Source organism: Pseudomonas sp. R84 (assembly GCF_009834515.1).
Taxonomy (GTDB): domain Bacteria; phylum Pseudomonadota; class Gammaproteobacteria; order Pseudomonadales; family Pseudomonadaceae; genus Aquipseudomonas.
Genome location: NZ_CP019426.1, coordinates 341,336 through 363,258, shown reverse-complemented (window position 1 = coordinate 363,258; position 21,923 = coordinate 341,336). Strand labels below are relative to the sequence as shown.

The window sequence follows — 21,923 nt, the reverse complement described above, 5'->3', positions numbered from 1 at the left end:
GTCAGAGCACTCGCTTTTTGGCAGTGGTCACAGGACCGGGGTTGCGTGGCAGCTGGCGGCCGGTCGGGGTGTTCTGCAGTGCGTTGAACTGCTTCTGCAGAGCGGCCATGCTGGCCAGCAGAGCCTTGTTCGTGGCGCCGCCCTTGCGGCCGAACTCACGCTCCTCCTCGGCAGTGGTCACGATGCCGTCGACCGCCGCTTGCACGTCGTCGATCGGTGCGGCTTCAGGCTCAGGAGCCTCTTCCGCGACGGGCTCAATCACAGCCTGAATGCCAGCAGCGACAATCAGCAATTGAGCCAGCAGGGCTTTAAGGGCCGTTGCTGTAGCTTCATCCATTGGGGGTTTGCTCTCGGTTGGGGTGGTGGGTTCGGCGGGCGGGGCGTCCGCTGCAAAGCGCTTGAACAGGCCGGTGAGCAAGCCAATCAGCTTGCCCACTTCGCCTTGGGGTTCCTCTTCAAAGGAGCCCAATTCGACGGACGCGGCGTAGAAAGCGTCCTTGTGGGTTTTCTTCGAAAAATAGAGTTCCTGCGTGCCCAGGCTGGCCGGTTCATCAGTCACGCCCAGGCCGGTCAGGTACGCTTTGCCACTGCCGGCGAAGTTCGGAGTGATCTCGATGCTGGTGAACAGCTTCTGGCCCTGGTCATTCAGGTACAGCAGTCGATCGTTGGGTTTGAGCTGGGCTTCGAGAGCAATTTGCCCCTCTTCCAGGTCATCGCCCTCTTCCACCAGGCGCACCGCATAAACGGTGCCGTGGGAACCACTCCAGCGTTCGTGGTCGCACCAGATTACAGCCGTGTATTTGGACGGCTTGTAGGTCTCGGCGATATCGCGCAGTTCCTGGGGAAGGATCTCGCGACCATCGGCGGTGGTGCCGCTGGTGGCGACACGTTTCCAGAACGAAACAAGGGAACGGGGCATGGGCGATAACTGCGCTCAATCGGTGGTTTGAGCCGCCAAGATATGGAGCAAAACGCCCCCTAACAAACGGTTCGACTGCGCGTTCCTCCTAGATTCAAGTTCTAGGTAAATCGCAGAATTTAACCCCGCGTTTTCGCTGTTTTCGCCGCATAGACTGCGGCCCATGTACTACTCGACCGAAGTTAAAGAAGCCGCCAAACGCCTGTTTCTACGCCGCTGTAAGGCCAAGGAAATTCAGGCGCAACTCAATCTGCCCAACATCCGGATCGTCTACTACTGGATCCGCCAGGGTGGATGGGAGGACATGCTGTCGGACGAGGAACCGCTGACCGCTGTTGGCCGGCGTATCACCTTGCTGCTGGACAAGGTTGGAAGCCTTTCCAAGGACGATCTAAACGAACTCGACCGACTGACCGCCGTGCGCGAACGGCTGTTAAAGCAAGCCGCCAAACCGGCGCCGGCGGCGGCATCGATCGGAGACGATCCGGGCGATTCCTCGGAACCTCGCCAGCGCCCACGTAGTGATCGCTCCGGTCGTGGCGAAGGCGGCGGCAAGAAGAAAGAGAAGAAGGCCAAGAACGACATCAGCGGGCTGACTGAAGTCGACTTCCTGGATAAGTTCATCAGCAAGATGTACCGCTACCAGCAGGAGCTGTTCGCGGCCAAGCAGAACCCACTGACCTGCCGGATCCGCAACATCCTCAAAAGTCGGCAGGTAGGCCTGACCTATTACTTTGCCGGCGAAGCGTTCATGGACGCGGTGTTGAGTGGCGACAACCAGGTCTTTCTGTCGGCCAGCCGATCGCAGTCTGAGATCTTCCGCAGCTACATCATCCAGTTCGCCAAACAGTGGTTCGACATCGAGCTGACAGGCAACCCGATCGTGCTGAGCAACGGCGCCGAGCTGCGCTTTCTCAGCACCAACAGCAGCACCGCCCAGGGTTACCACGGTCACGTCTACGTCGACGAATATTTCTGGATCCGCGATTTCGAAAAACTCAGCACCGTGGCCAGCGCCATGGGCACCCACAAGAAGTGGCGCAAAACCTACTTTTCGACGCCTAGCGCTGTGTCGCACCAGGCCTATCCGTTCTGGACCGGCGAAGAGTTTCGCAACAGCAAGCGAGGGAAAAAGATCGGCGGCACCTGGCCGATCGAAGCATCATATTCACAGGGCGCTCTGTGTCCGGACGGCCAATGGCGCAAGACCATCACCATTCAGGATGCGATCGACGGCGGCTGCGATCTGTTCGACCTCGAGCAGCTGCAGCTGGAGTACGACGAGGACAAATTTCAGCAGCTCTTCTACTGCAAGTTCATCGACAGCACGCAGAGCGCGTTCGGCTTAAAGGATCTGGAGCGGTGCTATTCCGACCTGTCGTTGTGGGAGGACTACAAGCCCGACGAAGAACGCCCGTTCGGCAACAGCCCGGTCTGGCTGGGCTACGACCCGAGCCGGACTCGCGACGACGCGACGTGCGTTGTCATTGCCCCGCCGCTCGAGCCTGGCGCGAAGTTCCGGATCCTGGAGAAGCACAGCTGGCGCGGCCACTCGTTTACCTACCAGGCCGCTCAGGTCAAGAAGCTGACCGAGCGTTTCAACGTCCAGCACATCGGCATAGATGTCACCGGTGTGGGTTACGGCGTGTTCGACCTGGTGCGCGACTTCTACGCCAAAGCGACGCCGATTCATTACAGCCTCGAGGCGAAGAACGCCCTGGTGCTCAAAGCCCAGGACACGATTCAAGGCAGCCGCATCGAGTGGGATGCTGGATGGACCGACATCGCCCAGGCGTTCCTGACCATCAAGCGCGGCACCACCAACAGCGGCCAAGTTACCTACAGCGCTTCGCGCACTGACGCGACCGGCCACGCCGATATCGCTTGGGCGGTCATGCACGCCTTGGCCAACGAACCTTTGAACACCAACAAGCGGCGTCGTAGCCGCTACGTCACGAGTGGAAACAATGCCCAATCCTCGACACAAAAAGCGCCAGGTCAAACAACAGGCACGACAGCAGCAACCGATGCGGGCGTTTACGTTCGGCGAACCCGAACAGGTGCTGTCGGGCAACATCGGCGAGTACCTGGGCGTGTTCCTCAGCGACGACGGCGAGATCTACAAGCCGCCAGTGTCACGTCCAGGCCTGGCCAAACTGTTGCGCGCCAACGCCCACCACGGCGCAATCCCGAAGTTCAAGCGCAACCTGCTGTTGCGTGAGCTGATCCCCTCGGCCGGCTGCAGCGCTCGCACGATGGGCTGTGCGGGGTTGGATTACATGGTGTTCGGCGAAGCCTTCTTCTATCGAGACACCAACGCCTTCGGCCAAGTCCTGGAGCTGCAGCACCTGGCTGCGATCAATATGCGGATCAAGGTCGACGGTGGCTTCCGGATGCTGCTGCCCGACAACAAGTTCATGGACTTCGACCAGGACGAGATTGAGCACGTCCTCGACTATGACGTGGAACAGAACATCTACGGGGTGCCGGACTACCTGGGCGGCATGCAGGCGCTGCTGCTCAACGAAGCCGCCACGTTGTTCCGCCGGCGCTACTACAGCAACGGTGCCCACGCCGGTTACATCTTCTACACCAACGACCCGGACCTGACCGAGGAGGACGAAGACAACCTGCGCGCGCAGATCAGCTCCAGCAAGGGTGTGGGCAACTTCCGATCGATGTTCGTCAACATCCCGAACGGCAAAGAGAACGCGATCCAGATCATCCCCGTGGGCGACTTCCAAGCCAAAGACGAGCTGGAGAAGGTGAAGAACATCACCCGCAACGACGTGATCGCCGCCTGGCGGATGAATCCCGCGCTCGCCGGCATCATTCCGGAAAACAGCGGTGGTTTTGGCGACATCGAAAAGATTGACCGGGTCTACACCAGCAACGAGATCCGGCCGATCTGTCAGCTGTTCAACCAAGTCAATGACACCTTACGGCCAGACAGGCGAATCAGCTGGAGAGATGCGGATATTCCAGTTGATCCCACTGCGTCAGGTGCTTAGCTAAGAGATTGCCACTACATATTATGGCAATATGGTGGCGATTGGCTGCCCTGGGGAGGGACACAATGCGAGTTGAATGCAAATGCGGACACAGAGGACGGATCGCTTCGCGAGAGAAGCTATCGACGGAGTTTGCGAAGCTGTACTGCCAGTGTCTGGACGCAAAATGCGGGCACACCTGGGTCGCGAACCTGACGTTCTCGCACACGTTGAGCCCATCGGCTCAGTCTTTCGAAAGGATGTTGTTCGACCATTTGCGGGATATGCCCAGGGCGAAACAGCGGGAGCTGTTCGAGCAGCTGGGATCACAGGCGGTGGCGTGATTTGCAAACCGCCGACTCATAGGTGTCGGCGATCGTATCTATCGATTGAGCTAACAGCGATCAGCTTGCTTCCAGTTCCTCTGGAATCGTCGCCAATGCCTCGGTGAGGCGCCGTAGTTGCTTTCGATCTTCTTCGGTCAACTGGCGATATAGCCCAACCAAGCGACGTTCAATATTCGAGAGGGCGTGCCATTCAAACTCAACAGTTTGTACATGACCGTTATCGATTCTTGCGCGATCCAACATGCTCACTACTCCATATAAGTGCATTGCTGAATCGACGTTATCGGGGACTGGAAAGGGCTTTAAAACCGGGGTGCGACGAATGTCTTACATGTTTTGTTACAAGTTAATTCGAGCTCTTGGCCACGTCATCTGCGATGGCCTGCAGAAAGCGACGCACAGATTTTTGGTCTTCCTGAGGCATGCTGCGATACCGTTTCACCATCACCTCTTCGTCCGCGCTCAACCCCCCAACGGGAGAAGGCGTTCGGACTCCCGTGACGACATACAGGATGTCGAGACCCACGGCATGCAAGGCCTTCAAATAGCCAGTATCCGGGCGGCGCTCATCTCGTTCGTAGCTCCCTTGAGTGTTTCGGGTTACGCCGCCAATTTGAGCCATTTCTTCCTGTTTAAGCCCTAATCGAACCCTTTCTTCGCGCAAGCACTCGCCCGCACTCAACTCCGAGATCTCACTCGATGACAACTTTTTCAAACTTTAGCCCCTTTACAGGACAAATAAACTGGTCATAATCAGCGCCGTACGAACACGAATCCACACAAACGCACACGAGCGAACACTATGCCCGCCACCCTTACACCCGAGCAAGCCCGCGAGGCCTTGGATCACAAAGGAATGAGCATTGCGGAGTTTTGTCGGATCCACACACTGAATAAGAATTTGGTCAGCGACCTTCTAAACGGTCGTAAAAAAGGTCGCCGCGGGGAGGCACATCGCGCCGCGGTCCTGCTAGGTATCAAAGACGGCGTGATTGAACAGTAGTGGCATCGCGCCACAGGGAAAAGCAGAACATGAAAACCACAGTTCTAAAAACTCGGCGTCAGGTAGTCAGCGCAATCATCTGTGCCTATCCAGGCGGACGCGAATGCGCCGCCCCCCGCATCGGTCTGCCACTCAAGAAGTTCGACAACCACGCCTATGAGAACAACAACAGCCGTCCGCTGACCGACGCGCAGATCTACCAGCTTGAGCTCGAGGCAGGAACAACCTTTTTGCCCGAGTACATCGCTGCGATGTACGGCGGCATGTTCGTTCCAGTTGTTGAGCCTGAAGCGTTGGACAACGTTGAAATGTATGCCCGGTGCGTTGAGGCGGCAGCCAAGAAGGGCACTGTCGACCAGATCATTGCAAAGGCGCTGGAAGACGGAACCATCAACGATGCTGAGGCGGAAGCGATCCTCCAAGCGGACACCCTGCATCTGGCCGCAAGGCACGCCGAAGTACTCGCCCTCATTCAGCTGCACGCTTCGAAGTCGGAGAAAGCCAAATGACTGCCCTGCCCGCAGTGAACGAATACCAGGACATTCTGCAGCGCGCCGCACTGTCATTTCTGGAACGTCACCAGTCCGAGCACCTGAGCGACGATCAGCAACTGTTCAGCCGAGCAGTTCAACACCTGGTTGCAGACTTCGACGTGCAGACGCAGGTCGCTGAAAAAATCGTTCATCTGGCCAACAGCACCATGGTCGCCGTTCGCGATCGGCAGCGCCTGAACATCCAGAGCAGCACGTCGACCCACACCGTAATAGTTGACCCAGTCACCGGTAGCCAGTGGGCCGTGCCTGTCAGCCTGATCTACGAGCGAATCATCAACGCACCGGACGTCGGGCGCTTTCGCTTAGCCAACTCGTAACACCCACCCCCAAACAAACGCCTGCCCCACACCCCGTGGGTTTGGGTGAGCTGCGCCCGAAATTGAGGTTTGACGATGGAAAACGCCCTGAACATCAACGCAAAGCTGCCGCCGGAGCAAGCTCAAGCGCTCTTGGCCAACCTGCGCGAGCAATACCGTCTCAGCCTCAATGACCTTTGGTACGCAGACCAGTACCGCTTTATCCCCGAGGGCCTGCGCCACGGATCGATTCTCACCAACGATCCAGTGATGGCCGCTCGAAAACATCTGATCGGCGCTCTTGCCGGCGCTCTGACCCAAAGCCTTAAAACAGTGAAAAAACCATGAGAGACGATCTGCGTCACGACGTCCTGCAGCGCATCGAATCGGAGTTCGGCTTGAAGCACCGCGCACCCACAAATTACATGCGTGGTGGCACCTGCCCTAAATGCAACAAGAAGGAGCTGTACACGCGCTTCGACAGTCCGTGGCAGCTGATTTGCGGTCGTCAGGAAAAGTGCGGCCACACACTGCATGTGAAAGAGATCTACGACGATCTGTTCGAAGACTGGAGCAAGCGTGCGCCCGCAACCGAGAGCGTGCCCACTGCGACCGCTCGGGCATATCTGGAGTTTGCCCGTGGCTTCGACATCTCGCTGATCGCTGGATGGTTCACCCAAGACACGTTCTATTCGAGCCATGACCAGATAGGCAGCGCAACAGTGCGTTTCGCCTTGGAGAAGGGTGGTTACTGGGAACGCCTGATCGATCGGCCGGCGCGCTTCGGGAAGATGAAAGCCCGCTTCAAACCAGGTGAAACCTATCGCGGCGTCTGGTGGTGCCCGCCGTGCGTCGACCTGCTCGAGGTCAAAGAGATCTGGATTGTTGAAGGGATCTTTGACGCGATCGCTCTGGTGCATAACGGTCTTTCAGCCGTGTCCGCAATGTCCTCGAACGCCTTCCCTGAAGAGTCGCTGAAAGCTTTGCTGCGCGATCGCACCGACAAGTTGCCAAAGCTCGTTTGGGCTATGGATAACGAACCAGGTGCGCACGCCTACACCCGCCGCTGGGTCCGCCAGGCGCGTGAAATGGGCTTTGTCTGCGAAGCAGCACAGATCCCCCAACGCGACGGCCGCAAGGTCGATTGGAACGATCTGCACCAACGCTGGGCGTTCATCGAAGGCGATGAAAAGCGAGCCGATCAGATTGCTACAGAGATCAAGCAGATCCGCCATCAGGGCGCGCTGCTGATCGCTGAAAGCGCCGCTGAGAAGGCGCTGCTGATGTACGACTGGAACAAGCGCGGTGAATTCCACCTCGGCTTCGGCAACCGCCTCTACTGGTTCAAGTTGGACATGGAGAAATACAACCGTGCCGTCCAGGACATCGAGGACAGCGAACAGCACGACGATCAGCTGCTGAACCAGGCGCAGATGCGCGAAAAGGCGCTGCAGCAGTCCGGTAGCGTGGTGGAGATCGCCAACTGCTACCCGCAAGCCCTGTACTTCCAACGCAACGAAGTCACCGATGAGTCCTGGTACTACCTGCGCGTGGACTTTCCCCATGACGCCGGCAGCGTCAAGAACACCTTCACCAGCGGCCAGCTCGCCGCCGCCAGCGAATTCAAAAAACGACTGCTCGGGATGGCCGCTGGTGCCATGTACACCGGCAGCGGCCAGCAACTGGACAAGCTCATGAAAGACCAGCTCTACGGCATTAAGACCGTGTCCACCATCGACTACGTGGGCTACAGCAAGGAATACGAGTGCTACATCTACGGTGACGTGGCCATTAAGGACGGCAGCGTTTACCCGGTGAACAGCGAGGACTATTTCGAGTTCGGGAAAATGCGCCTCAAGACCCTGCAGAAGGGTGTGCCGGTGCAACTGCAGCGCGATGCCAAAGGCTATGACGAGGAATGGCTGCGCTTGCTTTGGATCTGCTTCGGCACCCAAGGATTGGCGGCGCTGTTGTTCTTCTTTGGATCATTGTTCTGCGAGCAGATCCGCGCCCGCTATCAGTCGTTCCCATTCCTTGAGGCCACCGGTGAAGCCGGCGCCGGCAAGACCACGCTGCTCAACCTGCTGTGGAAGCTGCTCGGCCGTGAAGGCTATGAGGGGTTCGACCCGATGAAGTCCACCAAGGCAGGCCGGTCACGCTTGATGGGACAGGTGTCCGGTATGCCGGTCGTGTTCCTTGAGGCCGACCGCCATAGCGAAGATAAGGCGCACGCCAAAACCTTCGAATGGGACGAGCTGAAAGACTTTTTCGGCGGCGGCACGCTGGCGACCAAAGGCGTCAAGACTGCCGGCAACGAAACCTACGAACCACCGTTTCGCGGCACGATCGCAATCAGCCAGAACGCAGCCGTGGTGGCTCACGAAGCGATCATGACGCGCATTGTGAAGCTTCACTTCATTCGCCCGACAGTCACGCCGGAAAGCCGCGCTGCAGCAGACAAGCTCAACGCCCTGGACGGGAAAACGCTTAGTCACTTCCTTCTGCAGGCGGTACGTAAAGAGACCGAAGTGATGGATCTTTTCAGCAAGCGCTTTCCGGAACACGAAACGAAACTGCGCCGGCTGCACACCCATTGCTTCGCATGTGACACCCAGTTCAAAGGTGACGGCGCCTGCAGTAAGTGCGGCAACGCTTTGCGGGGCTACATCGGTGTCGAGCGAATCATCAAAAACCACGCTCAGCTATTCGCGCTTCTGGATGCTATCCGCCTGGTTGTCACCTTGACCGAGGTTCAAGTCAGCTCCACGCGCCGGCAGATCGTCGAAATGGCGCTCGAGCGCCAAAGCACCACAAACGCTGACCACAGCGCCGTTGCCGAGTTTTGGCAGGTCTATGACTACCTGGAATCGATCTACGACGAGCCCCTGGTCAACCACAGCAAGAACCCTGACGTCATCGCCATCAACCTCAACGAATTCGCCGAGCGTGCCGCTGAACATCGCCAGAAGCTTTCCGACGTCACCACGTTGAAAGACCTGCTCAAGGAATCCCGGAGCCACAAGTTCCTTGATTACAAGGCCGTCGACAGCGCGGTGCGGTCTGCTCAGGCAGCCAAAAACCCGATGATCACCCGCTGCCCCACCGTCAAATGCTGGATTTTCAAAGCCTGATCAGGAGGCCACTCGATGCAGATCCAACTGATTCTTGAGCGACAAGGAGACAACGCGATCGAGGAGATCCGCCGGATCAACACGGTAATGACCGAGCTGGGATACGAGGGCAGAACAGTGTTCGCAGAAGCTTACGGCGCTGACGGCCTGGTGCAGATCCTCGATGTTCGTGCCAGCGGTGGCCAGCGGGAAATTCTGGCCATGGATTGTTCACGCGAACAGGTGCAAGCGGTGCTGGAGTGGCAGTCCTGCGACGACGAAGGCGAGTTTGAAGACCTGGTGATTCACCTGGTGCGTAAAGGTTCGGAGGTTGTGAATGGCTGATTTAACGCTCACTCGGATACGTCCCGCGCTGGCGAGTAAGAGGCTTGACCTCCCCAGCATCTGCGACATCTGCGGCTTTGCTCGGTCGATACGCCGGCACCAGAGCTGCAGCAAGTTACGGCAACAAAGGAAAACAGAGGAATGGAATGCCTTGATGGCCGAGAAACTTGCCGCTCGAGCAGCACGGGAGAAACGTTATGCACGTTGAACCAGGGAATGAAATGCCGCAGGAGACACGGCTGCCACAGACCATCAAGGGCCTAAAACGCCAAGCCACCAAAATTAAGAAAGAGCGTGGCATTCGCCACGCGGCAGCCTTGGAGATCGTCGCTCAAAGCATGGGCTACAGCAGCTACAAGGCGGCACTGAATGAATTGGGAGACTCGGCGCTCGAGCAGAACCTGTAGATCCCAGTAGCTTGTATTCCAACTTCTAATAACGATGCCCCGGCCGCAGCGCTAGACTGCCCGGGGTGCTCCAGCTTACAGAGGGCTAGCAATGAACTCCCGATCGGACAACGTCCTGGTATTCACTGACCTGCAGCGCATAACCGGCTATCAACGGCGGTCCGATGTCGAACGGTCACTGATCGACCAAGGCGTTCGCCTATTCCGTGGCCGCACCGGACCTTGGACAACATTGGACCTTATCAACCAGGCCGCCGGCATGAAGCCAGCGGCACCAGATCGATACGACGCTGACATCCTATGAGGAAAGCACGGAAGCGGAAGCACAATCCGCATATTCCCGCCCATATCGACCAGGCCGCTCTCCCAGCGGCCGTTTACTTTGACCACCGAAAAGGTCGGGTCTGGTACACGTTGCACTACGACGAAACGGGAAAACAACGCCGGCGCAACATCGCGCCGGCCGACGTCTCTCTGGCCGAACTGCACCAGATCATGGACGAGGCGTCCAACGTCGACCGTGGAACGCTTCGCTACGTTTGTAGCCAATTTCATGAGAGCGATCGTTACAAGAAGCTCAGCCCCAAAACTCACGATGATTACTGCTACTCGCGTGATGTTCTACTGACCTTACCCACAAAGCTGGGCAAGCCCTTGGGAGACTTGGCCGTGCGGAAATTCACTTCTGCTCTGGTGCAGCGCATCGTCGATCGACTTGCAGACGAGGGGACCCCGTCCAAGGCAGCGCACGCGCTTCGTTACTTGCGGCGCGTTCTGCAGTGGGGGCGCAACCGTGGCTTCCTGGAAGTGAACCCCGCGCTGGGTATCGAAGCCCCAGTGGAACGAAAGCAGCGCCGACTTCCAAACCATCAGGTCATGGACACGCTGATCGATCGGGCCATTGCTCGCGGCCTGCTGATACGCGGCGAGAAAGGCGGCTGCCCCGAATACCTCGGTTACGTCATGGAGCTGGCCTATCTCTGCAGGCTGCGCGGAATCGAAGTCGTTACCCTGACCGACGCAAACGAGCTGGAAAGCGGGATCCTCACCAACCGTCGGAAGGGAAGTCGAGACAACATCGTTCGCTGGACGCCACGCCTGCGCAAAGCTTGGGACCACGCGAAGGCCTATCGGGCCAAGGTCTGGGCCAAACGCAAGACCGCTATACCGATCGCACCGTCACGTCGGAACATCATCGTGGCCAGCCACGGTGGACCGCTCCGCAAGTCCAGCCTGGATACGGCATGGCAAAGATTCATTAACTTGGCTCTCGTCGACGAGGTGATCACACCGGAGCAAAGGTTCGCCCTTCACGACCTGAAACGACGTGGCATCACCGACACGGCCGGCACTCGGGCTGATAAGCAAGAAGCCAGCGGCCACCGCGATCCGAAGATGATGGACGTCTACGACCACAGTGTCCCCACCGTCTCCCCTTCTGCTGACTGAGCAAATCGGACGTAACAAGCGAACCAAGGCCCGCTATCTACGCGGGCTTTGGCGCGTCTGGACGTAACAAGTAATCACGTAAGTGCTTGATTTGTATGCTTGAAGCACCTTCCTTGTAATCAGTAGGTCCCGGGTTCGACTCCTGGTGCCGGCACCATACAAAACGAAGCCCCTGCAGAAATGCAGGGGCTTTGTTGTTTCTGGGGTGTTTATATTCTTGGCAGTTTACCCTCAGTGAAAATAGCTTCTCCCCTCGCACTTCGCGCAATTAGCCACACTTCCTCTTACACACTTCGAAAGCGCGGACTTTGAACCAACGGTTCACATTTCCATCTTTATGCTAAATTATGAAATAGCAATAATTATGGTGTACACATAAAAAGGTGTAATCGTATGAGCAGCATTTTTCAGCGCCCAGAACTGGCCGAGTCAATGGCTAACCAGCTTCTCAATCCAGGTGTGCTCGACGAAGGTCTGCGCTCAGGTCTATTTCTATCTGGTCTACGCCGCACAGGTAAAACAACGTTTCTGAGGAACGACCTCATCCCTGCCTTGGAAGAAGCTGGTGCTTTGGTCATCTACGTCGACTTATGGAGCGACACTCTGGCTAACCCGGCAACGCTCGTGCACAACGCCATCCGGGAAACCCTGAAAGATCTGCAAACACCTGGCTCCTCTGCCTTGGAAACATTCAAGCGAGTCAGCAATGTTGAAATCGGCGCCGGGGGATTCAAGTTCGGCTTCAAACTCAACAGCATTGGCAACGTCGATGGCCCAACACTGGCGCAAGCACTCACCGAAGTCGTGGAACAAGCCAAGACTGATCTGGTGTTGATCATTGACGAGGTCCAGCACGCCATTTCCTCAGACGACGGCAATCAGCTGCTCCTGGCACTCAAAGCCGCTCGCGATGCAATCAACCCTCGTCCGAAAACGCCGGGATACTTTCTATTTATCGGAACAGGTTCGCACAGAGCGCAAGTCAGCGAACTGACCGCCAAACGCAACCACGCCTTTTCCGGCGCCACGTCCGCAGCCTACCCATTGCTGAAAGGCGATTACGTTGAATTCCTGCTCAACCGACTCGCAATGACCGTGAAGAAGGACAAACTGCCGTCCCTCGAAGCCGCTATCGAGGCGTTCGACACTTTGGACAATCGACCTGAAGAAATGCTGAAGGCCCTACGCCAACTCTTGCAGCAAGAGGGCCAGCCCGATGTTTTCCTACCGGTAATCGCCAGCACATTGCGCTCGGCAGCGGCGAGCATCGAGCTGGAAAAAGTCGAGCAACTGGGTAGCCTCGCTCAAGCCGTTTTCAACAAGATCGCCTCTACAGCAGGCGATGCTCGCGGAATTTTCTCCACTGACGCAGCGGCTGAGTATTCAAAGTCAGTCGGGCGAGAGGTACGGGTCGAAGAGATTCAACCGGTGGTAATTGCACTGGTTGCCGAGAACATCATCATGCGACGCGGGCACGGGATTTACGCGATTACAGATCAGTTTGTTCAAGAGATCTGGCTGGAAGAGCGGGCTTTGATAGAAGGGAGTTAGGCGGCAAGGCATACGTTACGGAAAAAGCCCCTGTAGAAATGCAAGGGCTTTGTTGGTTCAGACTTTAAGCAGAATGCAGATCCCGCAACGCTTCAGGATGCTGACTTGCAACGCGCAACAGGGTTTGCGCTGCACCTGTCGGCTGCCTGCGCCCCTGCTCCCAATCCTGCAAAGTCCGCAGACTCACACCGATCAGTTTGGCAAACGCACTTTGAGAAACGCCCACTTTGGCACGCGCTTCTGCTGCCGCAGAGAGCGGCACTTGAGTCACGCGTGCGGCCTTTCCGGCTTTCATCTGACGTACAGATTCCAGCAAGTTCTTCTGGAATTCCTCCAGTTCATCGACCATCGATGATTCCTTTCAGTTGCTTAAGGAAGGCTACGGACAAGTTGCTGAGCTTTGCCCAGATACAACACCATCAGCAACCAAATTGAGCCTCAATATGTCTGCTTAAAAACACCGAGCCGCACACGTTTTTCAGAATAGGCTCTCTTAGGTTGATCGCTATGGTGGCGTTTCCCAACGTTAAATGCGGAACCTAGGCTGCTTCAACCGAAAGCGAGATCCTTCGCCCAAGCTGTTGCAACGCACGCTCAACATTCTCGATCTTTGAGTGGTGCAGAAAATCCACCAGTCGGTCTACCTGAGGCCTTTGCACTCCTAGCCGACGCGCCAGTTCGGCTTTGCTCACACCGGACTCCAGGAGCGTATTCCAAAGCGCAACCTTCGCTGCGGTCAGCGTAGGCAGACGCAACACGACGTCACTTTTCTGTTCTCCCGCCTGCCCCGTCGGAATCAATCGACGATCATCGACGTAGATCGACAGGGCGGTCTCGATGGCATCGATAGCACTGTCGAGCGCCTGTTCAAGGGTGTCGCCAACGGCGTGCATCTCTGGAATTTCTGCGCAGGACAACCAGACACTGTCCGGCTCTTCGTGAACTTCCAACGCATATTCGAACATCACGATTCCTCTCATGGGGTACAACTGGGCCTCAATCCTTGAGGCCCAGCTGTTTGATTATCGATTTTCTCAACCCTTCGCCCATTTCCTTGGCTCCGTGGTCGGGAAACACAGTTGATTTGCCGTTCAAGGAAACCTTGAAGTGGCTACCCTTGCCGTTTTGGAACTCTACGCCTTGGGCTTTCAACCATCGCCGAAACTCGCTGTACTTCATGTGCATCACTCGCCGTTTCGGTAAAGCGAATGTGCAACATATTTGCTGCACATGCAACATAAGTGTTGCACTGCAAAGAAAACACCAGCAGCCACCACCTGGCCACGATTGCGCATCCGTCCTCCGCAAGCTACCGTCAAACCCGTCGCTGCCAATTCAGCGACCGGGCCTGATAACCCGGGTAAGATACAGGCGCACCAGCGCCCCAACTCACGTTTGCCGGCGCATTTTTTGTGTCTGCATTACCGTGCAATGGCGGCTGTGCGTGGGAGACCTTCGGGTCTGCCGGGTTCCTGTATCTCCGGTTTATCAGCCCGCGCATAGCTGCCACCCATTCGTCTGATAACGAATTGGCAGCTCTCATTTGATACAGGGAGTTCACAAATGAAAAGCATTGATCCGTCAGCATACCGGTCACTTCACGCCCGTCCATCTCGAACGGCGGGTGAACCGAAATGACCCATTCTCAAGATCTGAAAACTCTCGGCCTCACCCACTTTTCCTTCCAATCCAATCAGGCGATGTTCCGCACCAATCGTGGTGTGCCGGTGATTGCCGCCCTTTCCCATGCCTCACACTTGCTTCACATTTCACGCCTGCTCACTGCGGACACTTCAGTCTCGCGCGATCCTGATCTTCACGTTTATGCCTCGCAGTATCTGCAGGAGTTAAGCAAAGCGCTGATCGATGATGTCGTGAAAGTGATGGATGCGCCGCCAGACAAGCCGTTGATGTAAACGCCGGTGTCAGGCCCTCGCCGATGCGAGGGCTTTTGCGTTTCAGACCTGACTGATCTCAAGCACAAACGAAATCTTCTGCTGACTCGCACTCCACACATACCGCAAATGCTTGCCCTGCTTGGGAATCGAAACCGCTGGCGGTCGAAACGCGGCGACACATTCATGGCCCGGCAGGCGGACGCTGCTGTAGAGCAGTCCCCACGACTCAGTTTCGCGCAGTTGCCGGGCGAATAGCTGAGACGGCCCATAAGCCTCGGGATCCGGATTGTGCAATTCGGGGTGATCGTGGCGAATGTCGTGTAACGGTTTAACCACCCGATTGACGTAAGTCCGCATGGTCAATTCAAGGTCCGCTTCTTGGGTCGCCGCAAGAAATCGTTCCTGGTGATAACAAGTTTCGGCGATGGCCGCAGCCTGACTGCTCGCAGCGTAGTAGACGCCGAAGGTGCCATCGCAGAACCGACTGCGTTTGCCGATGTGGGTGAACGCAGCCATCACCGGGGTCGAACCGGGGCCGAAGAGTCGATCTTCGGGTCGCACGCGGGCGAGTACGCCGGCCTGTTCTATCAGGCGATCATTGGTCAGCGCTTCCAGCGCGTAGGCAACTTCCAGGTCTTCTGGATCGAGCACGTCTTCGAACAGCGCAATCGGCGGGAAGCTGCTGTTTACGATCCGATAGGCTCGCGGCCAGGCCACATCAACCAAATCGAGCGCCTTCAACCGCGCACCCCATCAAGGTAGCGGCGTACATCGGCGATATCGACTACGCGTCCGGCGAGCATGTAATCCAGCGCCGTTCGCCCATTGAACGGCGCCGCCGTGTTCGGACTGCTGACCCATGAGTAGGCGCGCTCACGGCTGTTACTGAAGATGATGCTCAACGCCTTGTGAATGCCCATCAGGTAGGAGATGCGCTCTAGAGTGTCGTTAGGCAGGCGTATATTCGGCAGGTGTTTATATTTGTAGAACGTGGTGTTGCCAACGCCTCCCAACAGTGTGCGCTGCTGCTCGGCGCTGCATCCCCAACGCTCCATAAGGTTGAAGAAGAACTTCAACGCGACGCGACCAGCTTCGGGGGCGTCGAGTTGTTCGCGTGGGGTGAGGGCTGGGGATGAGGTGGGCATTTAGCCGCCTCCTTGATTAGGTACATGAATATGAGCGTAGTACAGATACGGATACAAATTAGTTTTTAATACATAACCGAATAATAATTTCGCTAGGTATCGGCGACGAAAACCCATCTCACGCACCAAAACCACGCACTTTTTTTGACCCCCATCACCCCCACGTCACCAAAAACCCCGATCCTGTGTCAGCCTCCAGCCATCGGCGAGGACATCAATTCGCTACTAAACCCGCGACAACTATGCTCAGGTACAGGAATATAGCCAGCATATGGCGCCTGACCGACAGTCTCGTAAACAACAATACCCAGCCCACTTCAGAGGGCATTACCCATGGATAGCAGAACCTTACGCAACCTCATGCGCATCGTGCAGACCGGCTCTTTGTCGGCCGCAGCCGAGCATTCGTGCCTGACTGTGCAGGCGTTGGCCGCGCAGTTGAACAAGGTCGAAGAGCAGTTCGGTTTCCGCTTGTTTCGACGTTCCAACAAAGGGCTGACGCTGACGCCGCAAGGCACTGAGCTGACGCCCTATATGGACAAAGTGCTGATTGCCACGCGACAGATGGAAGAGAAGGTCGAGGCGCTGAAAGTGCCGGGCCAGCGCACGTTGAAGGTTGCGTTGAACAACACCTTGTCACCGGATTTCAACCGGCGAATGATCGGACGCCTGATTGAGGTTTTTCCCGATTATCAGATGGAGTTCAGCTACGCCGAGTCGATGGAAAACCTCAGCAAGCTGAAGAACGAAGACTTCGACCTTGCGGTGCTGATCGGTCCGCAGCGGCCGGGTCTGCCGAGCATTGTCTTGCCGGATGTGCAGGTACAAGTCGTCGGTGCGCATTGCGGGCAGGAGAACGATCCGCTGACGTTGCTGGGCAACAAGTTTCAGGTGCGTCCTGCGGAAGATTGTCCGTATTCCCACAGCTTTTTGCGTTTTCTCGACGCCGGGCTGGGCAATCACGAGAACGGCCAGCGCATGGTCTATTCGTGCAGCGAGACCCTGACGCTGTCGCTGATCACGCAGATGGATGCGGTCGGCATGGTCTCCCGTGAGGCCGCGCAGAAGAACGGCCTGACGATTTTCCCCGGGTTCGAGGATTTCCTCGAAGTGCGCCTGGCGGTGAACAATCCGGAGTTGTCGAACCAGGCGTTGAATGATGTCGTCGATCTGCCGCTACATGAAAGAGCCGAGCGCAATGTACGCAGCCGTCCCAACCGCCACACTGAGAAAGAGGTTTTTGCTGAAATACGCACATAGCAACGTCGGAATCGCGGCATAGAATTCCGGGCGATCGAGCTGTATGTGCTGATCCTTGATCAACAAGGGAGTCAGGCTGATCGCAGCGACGATCGCCACCGGCAAGTACTCCAGCGCCCGCGCGACAAACGGCGGCCAGTGCTCGGTATTCACTTGCAGGGGCAAGGCGCGCGGCAGAAAGGTCACGGCCATCATCAGCGCGACCACCAGAATCAGGAACGTTTGGTCAGGCATACACCCACTCCGCAGCCCACAAACGTGGCGATAAACACGTTGAATGGCGAACTGCCGACCAGGCTCAGTGCGCCCATGCACAACACCGCAGCGGCGGCCGCGATGAGTTTGTTGCGGGTGTTGCACAGCGACACCAGCACGTAGAGCATCATCGCCGTCAGGGCGTAGTCGAGCTGATATTTGATCAGGTGCGCCGCGTACTGCGCGCACACTGCGCCGAGCAAACCGCCAAGCACCCACGAGGTGTGGCAGAACAGATTGAAGCCGATCAGATAACGCACGTTAACCGGTGCGCCAGTGCCGAGTTTAACGCTGTGGAACGCGAAGGATTCATCCGTCAGGCCACCGGCGTAAGCCCAGCGCTCCATGCGGCTCAAGCCGAGGGCGCGCAGGGCCTTGGCCATATACACCGACATCAGCATGTGCCGCGCGTTGATTAGAAACGTGGTCAACACAATGGTAGTCAGCGAGGCGCCGCTGGAGATCAGTGCCAGCGCGGCGAATTGCGAAGCGCCGGCGTAAACGAACAAACACATTGCCACCGGCAGCCACATCGGCAGGCCGGCGTTGACGGCCATCAGTCCGAATACGAATGACACCGTGAAGTAGCCAGCTATTACCGGACTGGCTTCGGCAAACGTGCGCGACGGCTGATGGTTGACCATCAGCGGCGCACTGCCGGACGTTTCATTCATAGATCCCTCTCAAATGTCCGTTCGCCGTGGGGCTCGCAAAAACCCTGGGCAGTCCAAAAACGCTTGCCCGCGAGGTTAGCATCGTCGACGAACAGAAACATCCGTAACACCCCGACCCGTTTCATATCGGACGACGCCGCTTCAACCAGTCGTTGACCGACGCCTTGGCTGCGATAGCGCGGGCTCACGGCCAAATGGTTGATGGTGCCGCGACTGCCGAGCATGCCGCCGAGCACCGCACCGACGATTTCGCCGGCGACGTCGAAGGCGAGATAGGCCGTGGTGGTTTTCTGGATCAGCACGCCGCGCAGGCACTTGGCGTCCTGCCATTCACAGAAGGACACTTCGTCGAACTGGCGGAAGAAGCGCTCCATGCGCTGCGCATCCTTGGCCGTGGCGCGTCGCAGCACCACCGGCGTCGAGCACTCGACGCCGTCGATTGGGGTGATCTGATTAGCGAACAATGTCGAAAGCGGTCCCGGGCCGCGAGAAGGAAATCGCCAGAATCTGCCGGTACGCCATCGCATGCGTGTGCGGGTTGCGGGCCGGGGTTACGTAGTGGCGCATGTCGCGATCGAGGAAGTAGGTGGTGTCGAGAATTTCCTCGTAAGTGGTCGATGCCAGTTGATGCTCGTGGGTGTCATACAAACGACTTTCCGCACCCTCGACGTTATTGCGGCCCCAGAAGTGCACACCGCTGAACGGATAACCGTCGCAGTGAATGCCTTCAGGGGTGATTTCCAGTTGTTTGCCGGGTTTTATCTCGATGCGGATCTGATGGATCTGGCACTGCCAGATTTCATCGTGCAGCTCTTCCGGCAGTACGCTTTTGTACACTTCGAAATCGGTGTCGATCAGGCTGCGCATCACCGGCGAAGTAATCACTTCATCGGAGAAGTCCTGAAAGTGCCGCACCAGGCCGCCAACATAGGCGTTGTTCTCTTTCGACTGCACGTAGGCGCGATGCTCGAGCTGCTTCAACTCACGCGTCTTGGGGTTGTACTCAAAGTCGCTGTAACGACGGTAACGCATGCCGGCTTCGGCCTGACCGTAGTAGCTGTCAGGCTCCATGTTTTCCCAACTTTTGGTCAGTCTGACGAAGTCGGCAAAATGACCGTAGAGATTGAAGTCACCACCCTGGACGTTGACATATTTGTCGCGCCGTAGCGATTCGCCCACTTCTCTGTTCAAAACGATCATTACCAAATTCTCCGCTGCGTTGAGCGGCCTAATCTATTAGGTGGAGAATTTGCGTCCATGAGAAAGAATTTCAGGCATTTAAAGCCCTGTTTGAAACGGAGTTTGCAGCGCCTCAAAAACAACTTTCACATGACAAAAACACGGGTTTTTTCTGGTTTTCATCGAAAAACCGTCGAAAAAAAACCCCGAACCAGTCGGGGTTTTTCTCATGTTTCTTACACTTGATCAGGCATCAGAAGATGTTGATCGGGTAATCCACGAATACGCGCAGTTCGTTACCGCTGACGTTGTACTCGCTGGATTTCTGCGAAACACGCAGGATCGAGCTGCGCAGTTTCACGCTCAGGTCTTTGGCCGGGCCAGACTGCACGACGTATTTGAACTGGTTGAAGATCTCTCGCTCGGTGCCGCCTTCGCTGGTGGAAGTGGTGATGTTGTCGCCACGCACGTAAGCAAAGTTGTAGCTCAGGCCCGGTACGCCGAATGCGCCGAAGTCGAGGCCGTAGCCCAATTGCCAGCTACGTTCGTCTTCAGCGTTGAAGTCGGACCAGTAGGAGTTGGCCAGGTAGATGGAGTTACCGCCGTCACCGACACGACCTTGATCTTTCTGGTAACCGCCGTAGGCGTAACCCAGGTTGCTGTCGCCGGTGGAACGCTGGTGCGCCACGGTGAACGAGTGCGGGCCCGTTGCGAATGTTGCGGCCAGGCTCCAGATTTTGTTGTCGCGACCGGTCACGATGCTTTCGCCCGGAACGGTGTTTTCGCGAACGTACGAGCTGTCCAGCTTGGTGCGATAGCCGTTGAAGTCCAGGGTCAGCGACTGATCCTTGTTGAACGGCAACACGTAGTTGGCGTTCACGTATTGTTTCTTCAATACGTCTTCGACGTCGGAAGCGTACAACGCACCTTTGAAGTTCTCGGTGAACTGGTAGCTACCGCCCAAAACGTTGATCGACTTCAGACCACCACTATCACGGCCTTCATCGCTCTTGCGCGATTCGGCGGTGAAACGACCGGCGTTCAGTTCCAGGCCTTTGATCTCTTTGGAAGTGATCAGGGTACCGGTGTAGCTTTCCGGCAGCAGACGCACATTGTCGTAGCTCAGCACCGGCAGGGCCGGCATCTGGTCGCCGTAGGTCAACACGGTGTTGGAGAAGCGGAACTTCACCGCGGCACCGCCCTTCGCTATGTCATGGTTCGCGCGGCCGTCATTTTCCTGCTTGAAGAAATCGATACCACCGGCGCCGCTGCGGCCCTTGCCGCCGTCCAGACGCAGTGCGTACAGACCGAAAGCGTCGACACCGACACCCACGGTGCCTTGGGTGAAGCCGGACGAGAACGTACCGATGGCCGCTTGGCCCCACTCGGCCTTGTCGTCGTTACCGTTTTTGTAATCACGATTGATGTAGGCATTGCGCAGCAGCACTTTGAGGCTGCTGTCTTCAACAAAACCCTTGGACTCGGCCTGGTCGTTAGCCATGGCCTGAGTGGCACTCAACATCCCCAGTGCGATCAGACTGATTCGCTTGTTCAACATTTTGTTTTCCTTATTACGGGTTGAAACGCGCTGTGTCGAACGGCGGAAACGGCGCTTTTGCACTCTTTTATTCACCCCGAAACAAAAAGGCCCGCCCACGATAAAGTGATGGCGGGCCTGCTCCTTGTTTTGAGTCATGGCGGTTGGCCACAGGCGTTGGGCCGAATCGTAGCCGCGCCCTCAACAATGTGTCAATTTCAAGAATCGTCTTTAAATAGGTAAAAATCGTCTAAGAAACGTAAATTTTGCGCTGACTCCTTGCTGGGAAATGCAAACAGCCGGTGAATCCAGCGCGTATCAGGCGCAACCATCGATAGAACAAAATGCAGAAGTTTTACCGGTTTCATCGAGGACTATTGCCTGTTGCAACCAATCGGCAAATGCCTGCGGCTTGCCCAGCCAAGGGCTGATGTCGATCAACTGGAACGTGCCATTCTGCTCCAGAGCAATCGTAGGAAAACCCTGACCGCCCAATTGAGCCAAAAACTGGCGACTGGCTTTTATATGCCCCTGGCTATCAACGGACTCAAACGCAATGTGGAAATCTTCCTGCGCATAGCCCATCTGCATGGCCAATTCCAACAGCACGGCTGAATCGGCAATGCGTCGCCCTTCCACATAGTGCGCGGTCTGCAACCGCCCCAACATGCGCAGGCCGCCTCCGTCGATGGCTTCGGCCGCCATGACCGCAGCAATCGGCGGCGTCGAATCGAACACTGCCGAGTGATCGCGCAGCAAACCTTCGAAATACCCTTCGCCAAAAGGCTGGCCGGTGTACTCGGCAATGCGTCGGTCGTGGGGCATGACGTAATTGCGCAGTTGCGAGGAAACCGGCTGGCGGTTGGCGCCACTCATCATGCCCCCGGCATGGGCAATCACTGGCAGCACCTGTTGCGCGGCTTCAACCAGCGGCTTGGCGCCATAACACCAGCCACACAGCGGGTCGTAGACGTAATGAAGAATCATGGGAAAACTCCGGCAAA

29 protein-coding genes are annotated in these 21,923 nt (G+C 56.9%); 15 read left to right on the top strand and 14 right to left on the bottom strand.

Features of this window, described 5'->3' with window-relative positions:
- Position 1: 1 nt before the first annotated feature.
- The gene (locus PspR84_RS01625; protein WP_160054851.1) at positions 2-919 is read right to left on the bottom strand and encodes a GPO family capsid scaffolding protein; all 918 of its coding nucleotides are present in this window, start codon (positions 917-919) and stop codon (positions 2-4) included.
- A 163-nt stretch (positions 920-1,082) separates the two neighbouring features.
- Here PspR84_RS01625 and PspR84_RS01620 point away from each other — a divergent pair, with 163 nt between their 5' ends.
- The 3 genes from PspR84_RS01620 to PspR84_RS01610 all read left to right on the top strand — a co-directional run bounded on the left by PspR84_RS01620 (position 1,083) and on the right by PspR84_RS01610 (position 4,253).
- Positions 1,083-3,140 (top strand): terminase family protein, encoded by a 2,058-nt coding sequence (locus PspR84_RS01620; protein ID WP_160054848.1) that lies wholly within the window; start codon positions 1,083-1,085, stop codon positions 3,138-3,140.
- A complete protein-coding gene (locus tag PspR84_RS01615) occupies positions 3,079-3,930 on the top strand; it encodes a phage portal protein (protein ID WP_238785192.1) in 852 nt (283 codons plus the stop codon). Before PspR84_RS01620 ends, PspR84_RS01615 begins: the two co-directional genes overlap by 62 nt.
- Positions 3,931-3,995: 65 nt before the next feature.
- On the top strand, positions 3,996-4,253 hold the full coding sequence (locus PspR84_RS01610) for an ogr/Delta-like zinc finger family protein (RefSeq protein WP_008084736.1): 258 nt from the start codon (positions 3,996-3,998) through the stop codon (positions 4,251-4,253).
- Between the two features lie 60 nt (positions 4,254-4,313).
- Here the strand turns inward: PspR84_RS01610 and PspR84_RS01605 are convergent, their stop codons facing one another.
- Positions 4,314-4,499, bottom strand: a complete 186-nt coding sequence (locus PspR84_RS01605; RefSeq protein ID WP_160054845.1) for a hypothetical protein — start codon at positions 4,497-4,499, stop codon at positions 4,314-4,316.
- 103 nt (positions 4,500-4,602) lie between these two features.
- Positions 4,603-4,971, bottom strand: a complete 369-nt coding sequence (locus PspR84_RS01600) for a helix-turn-helix transcriptional regulator (protein WP_160054843.1) — start codon at positions 4,969-4,971, stop codon at positions 4,603-4,605.
- A gap of 87 nt (positions 4,972-5,058) precedes the next feature.
- Between PspR84_RS01600 and PspR84_RS01595 the strand changes: the two genes are divergently transcribed.
- From PspR84_RS01595 to PspR84_RS01555, 10 genes are all read left to right on the top strand, one after another.
- A complete protein-coding gene (locus tag PspR84_RS01595) occupies positions 5,059-5,259 on the top strand; it encodes a DNA-binding protein (protein WP_160054840.1) in 201 nt (66 codons plus the stop codon).
- A 29-nt stretch (positions 5,260-5,288) separates the two neighbouring features.
- Entirely contained in the window at positions 5,289-5,768 is a 480-nt protein-coding gene (locus PspR84_RS01590) for a YmfL family putative regulatory protein (RefSeq protein ID WP_160054837.1), read from the top strand.
- Entirely contained in the window at positions 5,765-6,130 is a 366-nt protein-coding gene (locus PspR84_RS01585; protein WP_160054834.1) for a hypothetical protein, read from the top strand. The genes PspR84_RS01590 and PspR84_RS01585 overlap by 4 nt, the downstream gene beginning before the upstream one ends.
- A gap of 75 nt (positions 6,131-6,205) precedes the next feature.
- Positions 6,206-6,457 carry a hypothetical protein gene (locus PspR84_RS01580; RefSeq protein ID WP_160054822.1) on the top strand — a complete coding sequence of 84 codons (252 nt, stop codon included), beginning with the start codon at positions 6,206-6,208 and terminating at the stop codon, positions 6,455-6,457.
- The gene (locus PspR84_RS01575) at positions 6,454-9,240 is read left to right on the top strand and encodes a toprim domain-containing protein (protein WP_160054820.1); all 2,787 of its coding nucleotides are present in this window, start codon (positions 6,454-6,456) and stop codon (positions 9,238-9,240) included. The genes PspR84_RS01580 and PspR84_RS01575 overlap by 4 nt, the downstream gene beginning before the upstream one ends.
- 15 nt (positions 9,241-9,255) lie before the next feature.
- Entirely contained in the window at positions 9,256-9,564 is a 309-nt protein-coding gene (locus PspR84_RS01570; RefSeq protein ID WP_160054818.1) for a hypothetical protein, read from the top strand.
- Positions 9,565-9,761: 197 nt separating this feature from the next.
- A complete protein-coding gene (locus tag PspR84_RS01565) occupies positions 9,762-9,971 on the top strand; it encodes a hypothetical protein (RefSeq protein WP_160054816.1) in 210 nt (69 codons plus the stop codon).
- Between the two features lie 91 nt (positions 9,972-10,062).
- On the top strand, positions 10,063-10,275 hold the full coding sequence (locus PspR84_RS29540) for a hypothetical protein (RefSeq protein ID WP_232201400.1): 213 nt from the start codon (positions 10,063-10,065) through the stop codon (positions 10,273-10,275).
- Positions 10,272-11,420, top strand: a complete 1,149-nt coding sequence (locus PspR84_RS01560; RefSeq protein WP_160054814.1) for an integrase — start codon at positions 10,272-10,274, stop codon at positions 11,418-11,420. The genes PspR84_RS29540 and PspR84_RS01560 overlap by 4 nt, the downstream gene beginning before the upstream one ends.
- 393 nt (positions 11,421-11,813) lie before the next feature.
- Positions 11,814-12,971, top strand: coding sequence for an AAA family ATPase (locus tag PspR84_RS01555; RefSeq protein ID WP_160054812.1), 1,158 nt, complete (start codon positions 11,814-11,816; stop codon positions 12,969-12,971).
- A 64-nt stretch (positions 12,972-13,035) separates the two neighbouring features.
- Here PspR84_RS01555 and PspR84_RS01550 read toward each other — a convergent pair whose 3' ends face one another.
- The 3 genes from PspR84_RS01550 to PspR84_RS01540 form a co-directional block, all read right to left on the bottom strand.
- Positions 13,036-13,320: a helix-turn-helix domain-containing protein gene (locus tag PspR84_RS01550; protein WP_174244425.1), complete on the bottom strand. Its 285-nt coding sequence runs from the start codon at positions 13,318-13,320 to the stop codon at positions 13,036-13,038.
- 190 nt (positions 13,321-13,510) lie between these two features.
- A complete protein-coding gene (locus PspR84_RS01545; protein ID WP_160054810.1) occupies positions 13,511-13,936 on the bottom strand; it encodes a type II toxin-antitoxin system HicB family antitoxin in 426 nt (141 codons plus the stop codon).
- A gap of 31 nt (positions 13,937-13,967) precedes the next feature.
- Complete coding sequence (locus tag PspR84_RS01540; RefSeq protein WP_095190108.1) at positions 13,968-14,150, bottom strand: type II toxin-antitoxin system HicA family toxin; 183 nt, start codon at positions 14,148-14,150, stop codon at positions 13,968-13,970.
- A 455-nt stretch (positions 14,151-14,605) separates the two neighbouring features.
- On the opposite strand from PspR84_RS01540, the gene PspR84_RS01535 reads away from it, so the two are divergent.
- The gene (locus PspR84_RS01535; protein WP_160054808.1) at positions 14,606-14,887 is read left to right on the top strand and encodes a DUF3077 domain-containing protein; all 282 of its coding nucleotides are present in this window, start codon (positions 14,606-14,608) and stop codon (positions 14,885-14,887) included.
- Between the two features lie 42 nt (positions 14,888-14,929).
- Here PspR84_RS01535 and PspR84_RS01530 read toward each other — a convergent pair whose 3' ends face one another.
- On the bottom strand, positions 14,930-15,610 hold the full coding sequence (locus tag PspR84_RS01530) for an RES family NAD+ phosphorylase (RefSeq protein WP_238785190.1): 681 nt from the start codon (positions 15,608-15,610) through the stop codon (positions 14,930-14,932).
- Entirely contained in the window at positions 15,607-16,014 is a 408-nt protein-coding gene (locus tag PspR84_RS01525) for an MbcA/ParS/Xre antitoxin family protein (protein WP_160054806.1), read from the bottom strand. Before PspR84_RS01525 ends, PspR84_RS01530 begins: the two co-directional genes overlap by 4 nt.
- A gap of 333 nt (positions 16,015-16,347) precedes the next feature.
- Here PspR84_RS01525 and PspR84_RS01520 point away from each other — a divergent pair, with 333 nt between their 5' ends.
- Positions 16,348-17,274: a LysR family transcriptional regulator gene (locus PspR84_RS01520; RefSeq protein ID WP_123529788.1), complete on the top strand. Its 927-nt coding sequence runs from the start codon at positions 16,348-16,350 to the stop codon at positions 17,272-17,274.
- Here PspR84_RS01520 and PspR84_RS01515 read toward each other — a convergent pair.
- The 6 genes from PspR84_RS01515 to PspR84_RS01490 all read right to left on the bottom strand — a co-directional run bounded on the left by PspR84_RS01515 (position 17,191) and on the right by PspR84_RS01490 (position 21,906).
- Positions 17,191-17,508 carry an AzlD domain-containing protein gene (locus PspR84_RS01515; RefSeq protein WP_007952614.1) on the bottom strand — a complete coding sequence of 106 codons (318 nt, stop codon included), beginning with the start codon at positions 17,506-17,508 and terminating at the stop codon, positions 17,191-17,193. The two genes, PspR84_RS01520 and PspR84_RS01515, sit on opposite strands and share 84 nt — an antisense overlap.
- Entirely contained in the window at positions 17,487-18,203 is a 717-nt protein-coding gene (locus tag PspR84_RS01510) for an AzlC family ABC transporter permease (RefSeq protein WP_160054804.1), read from the bottom strand. Before PspR84_RS01510 ends, PspR84_RS01515 begins: the two co-directional genes overlap by 22 nt.
- On the bottom strand, positions 18,200-18,577 hold the full coding sequence (locus PspR84_RS01505; RefSeq protein ID WP_008080517.1) for a GNAT family N-acetyltransferase: 378 nt from the start codon (positions 18,575-18,577) through the stop codon (positions 18,200-18,202). The genes PspR84_RS01510 and PspR84_RS01505 overlap by 4 nt, the downstream gene beginning before the upstream one ends.
- Before the next feature lie 79 nt (positions 18,578-18,656).
- Positions 18,657-19,403, bottom strand: a complete 747-nt coding sequence (locus PspR84_RS01500; protein WP_160054802.1) for a 2OG-Fe dioxygenase family protein — start codon at positions 19,401-19,403, stop codon at positions 18,657-18,659.
- Between the two features lie 232 nt (positions 19,404-19,635).
- Positions 19,636-20,940: an OprD family porin gene (locus PspR84_RS01495; protein ID WP_160054800.1), complete on the bottom strand. Its 1,305-nt coding sequence runs from the start codon at positions 20,938-20,940 to the stop codon at positions 19,636-19,638.
- A gap of 297 nt (positions 20,941-21,237) precedes the next feature.
- A complete protein-coding gene (locus tag PspR84_RS01490) occupies positions 21,238-21,906 on the bottom strand; it encodes a DsbA family protein (protein WP_160054798.1) in 669 nt (222 codons plus the stop codon).
- Positions 21,907-21,923: the final 17 nt, after the last annotated feature.

Excerpts from the sequence above, each read along its gene's own strand:
- PspR84_RS01570 (WP_160054818.1), top strand. The coding sequence starts at position 9,256 with ATGCAGATCCAACTGATTCTTGAGCGACAAGGAGACAACGCGATCGAG.
- PspR84_RS29540 (WP_232201400.1), top strand. The coding sequence starts at position 10,063 with ATGAACTCCCGATCGGACAACGTCCTGGTATTCACTGACCTGCAGCGC.
- PspR84_RS01545 (WP_160054810.1), bottom strand. The coding sequence starts at position 13,936 with ATGTTCGAATATGCGTTGGAAGTTCACGAAGAGCCGGACAGTGTCTGG.
- PspR84_RS01550 (WP_174244425.1), bottom strand. The coding sequence starts at position 13,320 with ATGGTCGATGAACTGGAGGAATTCCAGAAGAACTTGCTGGAATCTGTA.
- PspR84_RS01520 (WP_123529788.1), top strand. The coding sequence starts at position 16,348 with ATGGATAGCAGAACCTTACGCAACCTCATGCGCATCGTGCAGACCGGC.
- PspR84_RS01580 (WP_160054822.1), top strand. The coding sequence starts at position 6,206 with ATGGAAAACGCCCTGAACATCAACGCAAAGCTGCCGCCGGAGCAAGCT.
- PspR84_RS01495 (WP_160054800.1), bottom strand. The coding sequence starts at position 20,940 with ATGTTGAACAAGCGAATCAGTCTGATCGCACTGGGGATGTTGAGTGCC.
- PspR84_RS01595 (WP_160054840.1), top strand. The coding sequence starts at position 5,059 with ATGCCCGCCACCCTTACACCCGAGCAAGCCCGCGAGGCCTTGGATCAC.
- PspR84_RS01565 (WP_160054816.1), top strand. The coding sequence starts at position 9,762 with ATGCACGTTGAACCAGGGAATGAAATGCCGCAGGAGACACGGCTGCCA.
- PspR84_RS01510 (WP_160054804.1), bottom strand. The coding sequence starts at position 18,203 with ATGAATGAAACGTCCGGCAGTGCGCCGCTGATGGTCAACCATCAGCCG.
- PspR84_RS01625 (WP_160054851.1), bottom strand. The coding sequence starts at position 919 with ATGCCCCGTTCCCTTGTTTCGTTCTGGAAACGTGTCGCCACCAGCGGC.
- PspR84_RS01585 (WP_160054834.1), top strand. The coding sequence starts at position 5,765 with ATGACTGCCCTGCCCGCAGTGAACGAATACCAGGACATTCTGCAGCGC.
- PspR84_RS01490 (WP_160054798.1), bottom strand. The coding sequence starts at position 21,906 with ATGATTCTTCATTACGTCTACGACCCGCTGTGTGGCTGGTGTTATGGC.
- PspR84_RS01535 (WP_160054808.1), top strand. The coding sequence starts at position 14,606 with ATGACCCATTCTCAAGATCTGAAAACTCTCGGCCTCACCCACTTTTCC.
- PspR84_RS01610 (WP_008084736.1), top strand. The coding sequence starts at position 3,996 with ATGCGAGTTGAATGCAAATGCGGACACAGAGGACGGATCGCTTCGCGA.
- PspR84_RS01500 (WP_160054802.1), bottom strand. The coding sequence starts at position 19,403 with ATGATCGTTTTGAACAGAGAAGTGGGCGAATCGCTACGGCGCGACAAA.
- PspR84_RS01605 (WP_160054845.1), bottom strand. The coding sequence starts at position 4,499 with ATGTTGGATCGCGCAAGAATCGATAACGGTCATGTACAAACTGTTGAG.
- PspR84_RS01575 (WP_160054820.1), top strand. The coding sequence starts at position 6,454 with ATGAGAGACGATCTGCGTCACGACGTCCTGCAGCGCATCGAATCGGAG.
- PspR84_RS01620 (WP_160054848.1), top strand. The coding sequence starts at position 1,083 with ATGTACTACTCGACCGAAGTTAAAGAAGCCGCCAAACGCCTGTTTCTA.
- PspR84_RS01525 (WP_160054806.1), bottom strand. The coding sequence starts at position 16,014 with ATGCCCACCTCATCCCCAGCCCTCACCCCACGCGAACAACTCGACGCC.
- PspR84_RS01540 (WP_095190108.1), bottom strand. The coding sequence starts at position 14,150 with ATGAAGTACAGCGAGTTTCGGCGATGGTTGAAAGCCCAAGGCGTAGAG.
- PspR84_RS01555 (WP_160054812.1), top strand. The coding sequence starts at position 11,814 with ATGAGCAGCATTTTTCAGCGCCCAGAACTGGCCGAGTCAATGGCTAAC.
- PspR84_RS01505 (WP_008080517.1), bottom strand. The coding sequence starts at position 18,577 with ATGGAGCGCTTCTTCCGCCAGTTCGACGAAGTGTCCTTCTGTGAATGG.
- PspR84_RS01515 (WP_007952614.1), bottom strand. The coding sequence starts at position 17,508 with ATGCCTGACCAAACGTTCCTGATTCTGGTGGTCGCGCTGATGATGGCC.
- PspR84_RS01590 (WP_160054837.1), top strand. The coding sequence starts at position 5,289 with ATGAAAACCACAGTTCTAAAAACTCGGCGTCAGGTAGTCAGCGCAATC.
- PspR84_RS01560 (WP_160054814.1), top strand. The coding sequence starts at position 10,272 with ATGAGGAAAGCACGGAAGCGGAAGCACAATCCGCATATTCCCGCCCAT.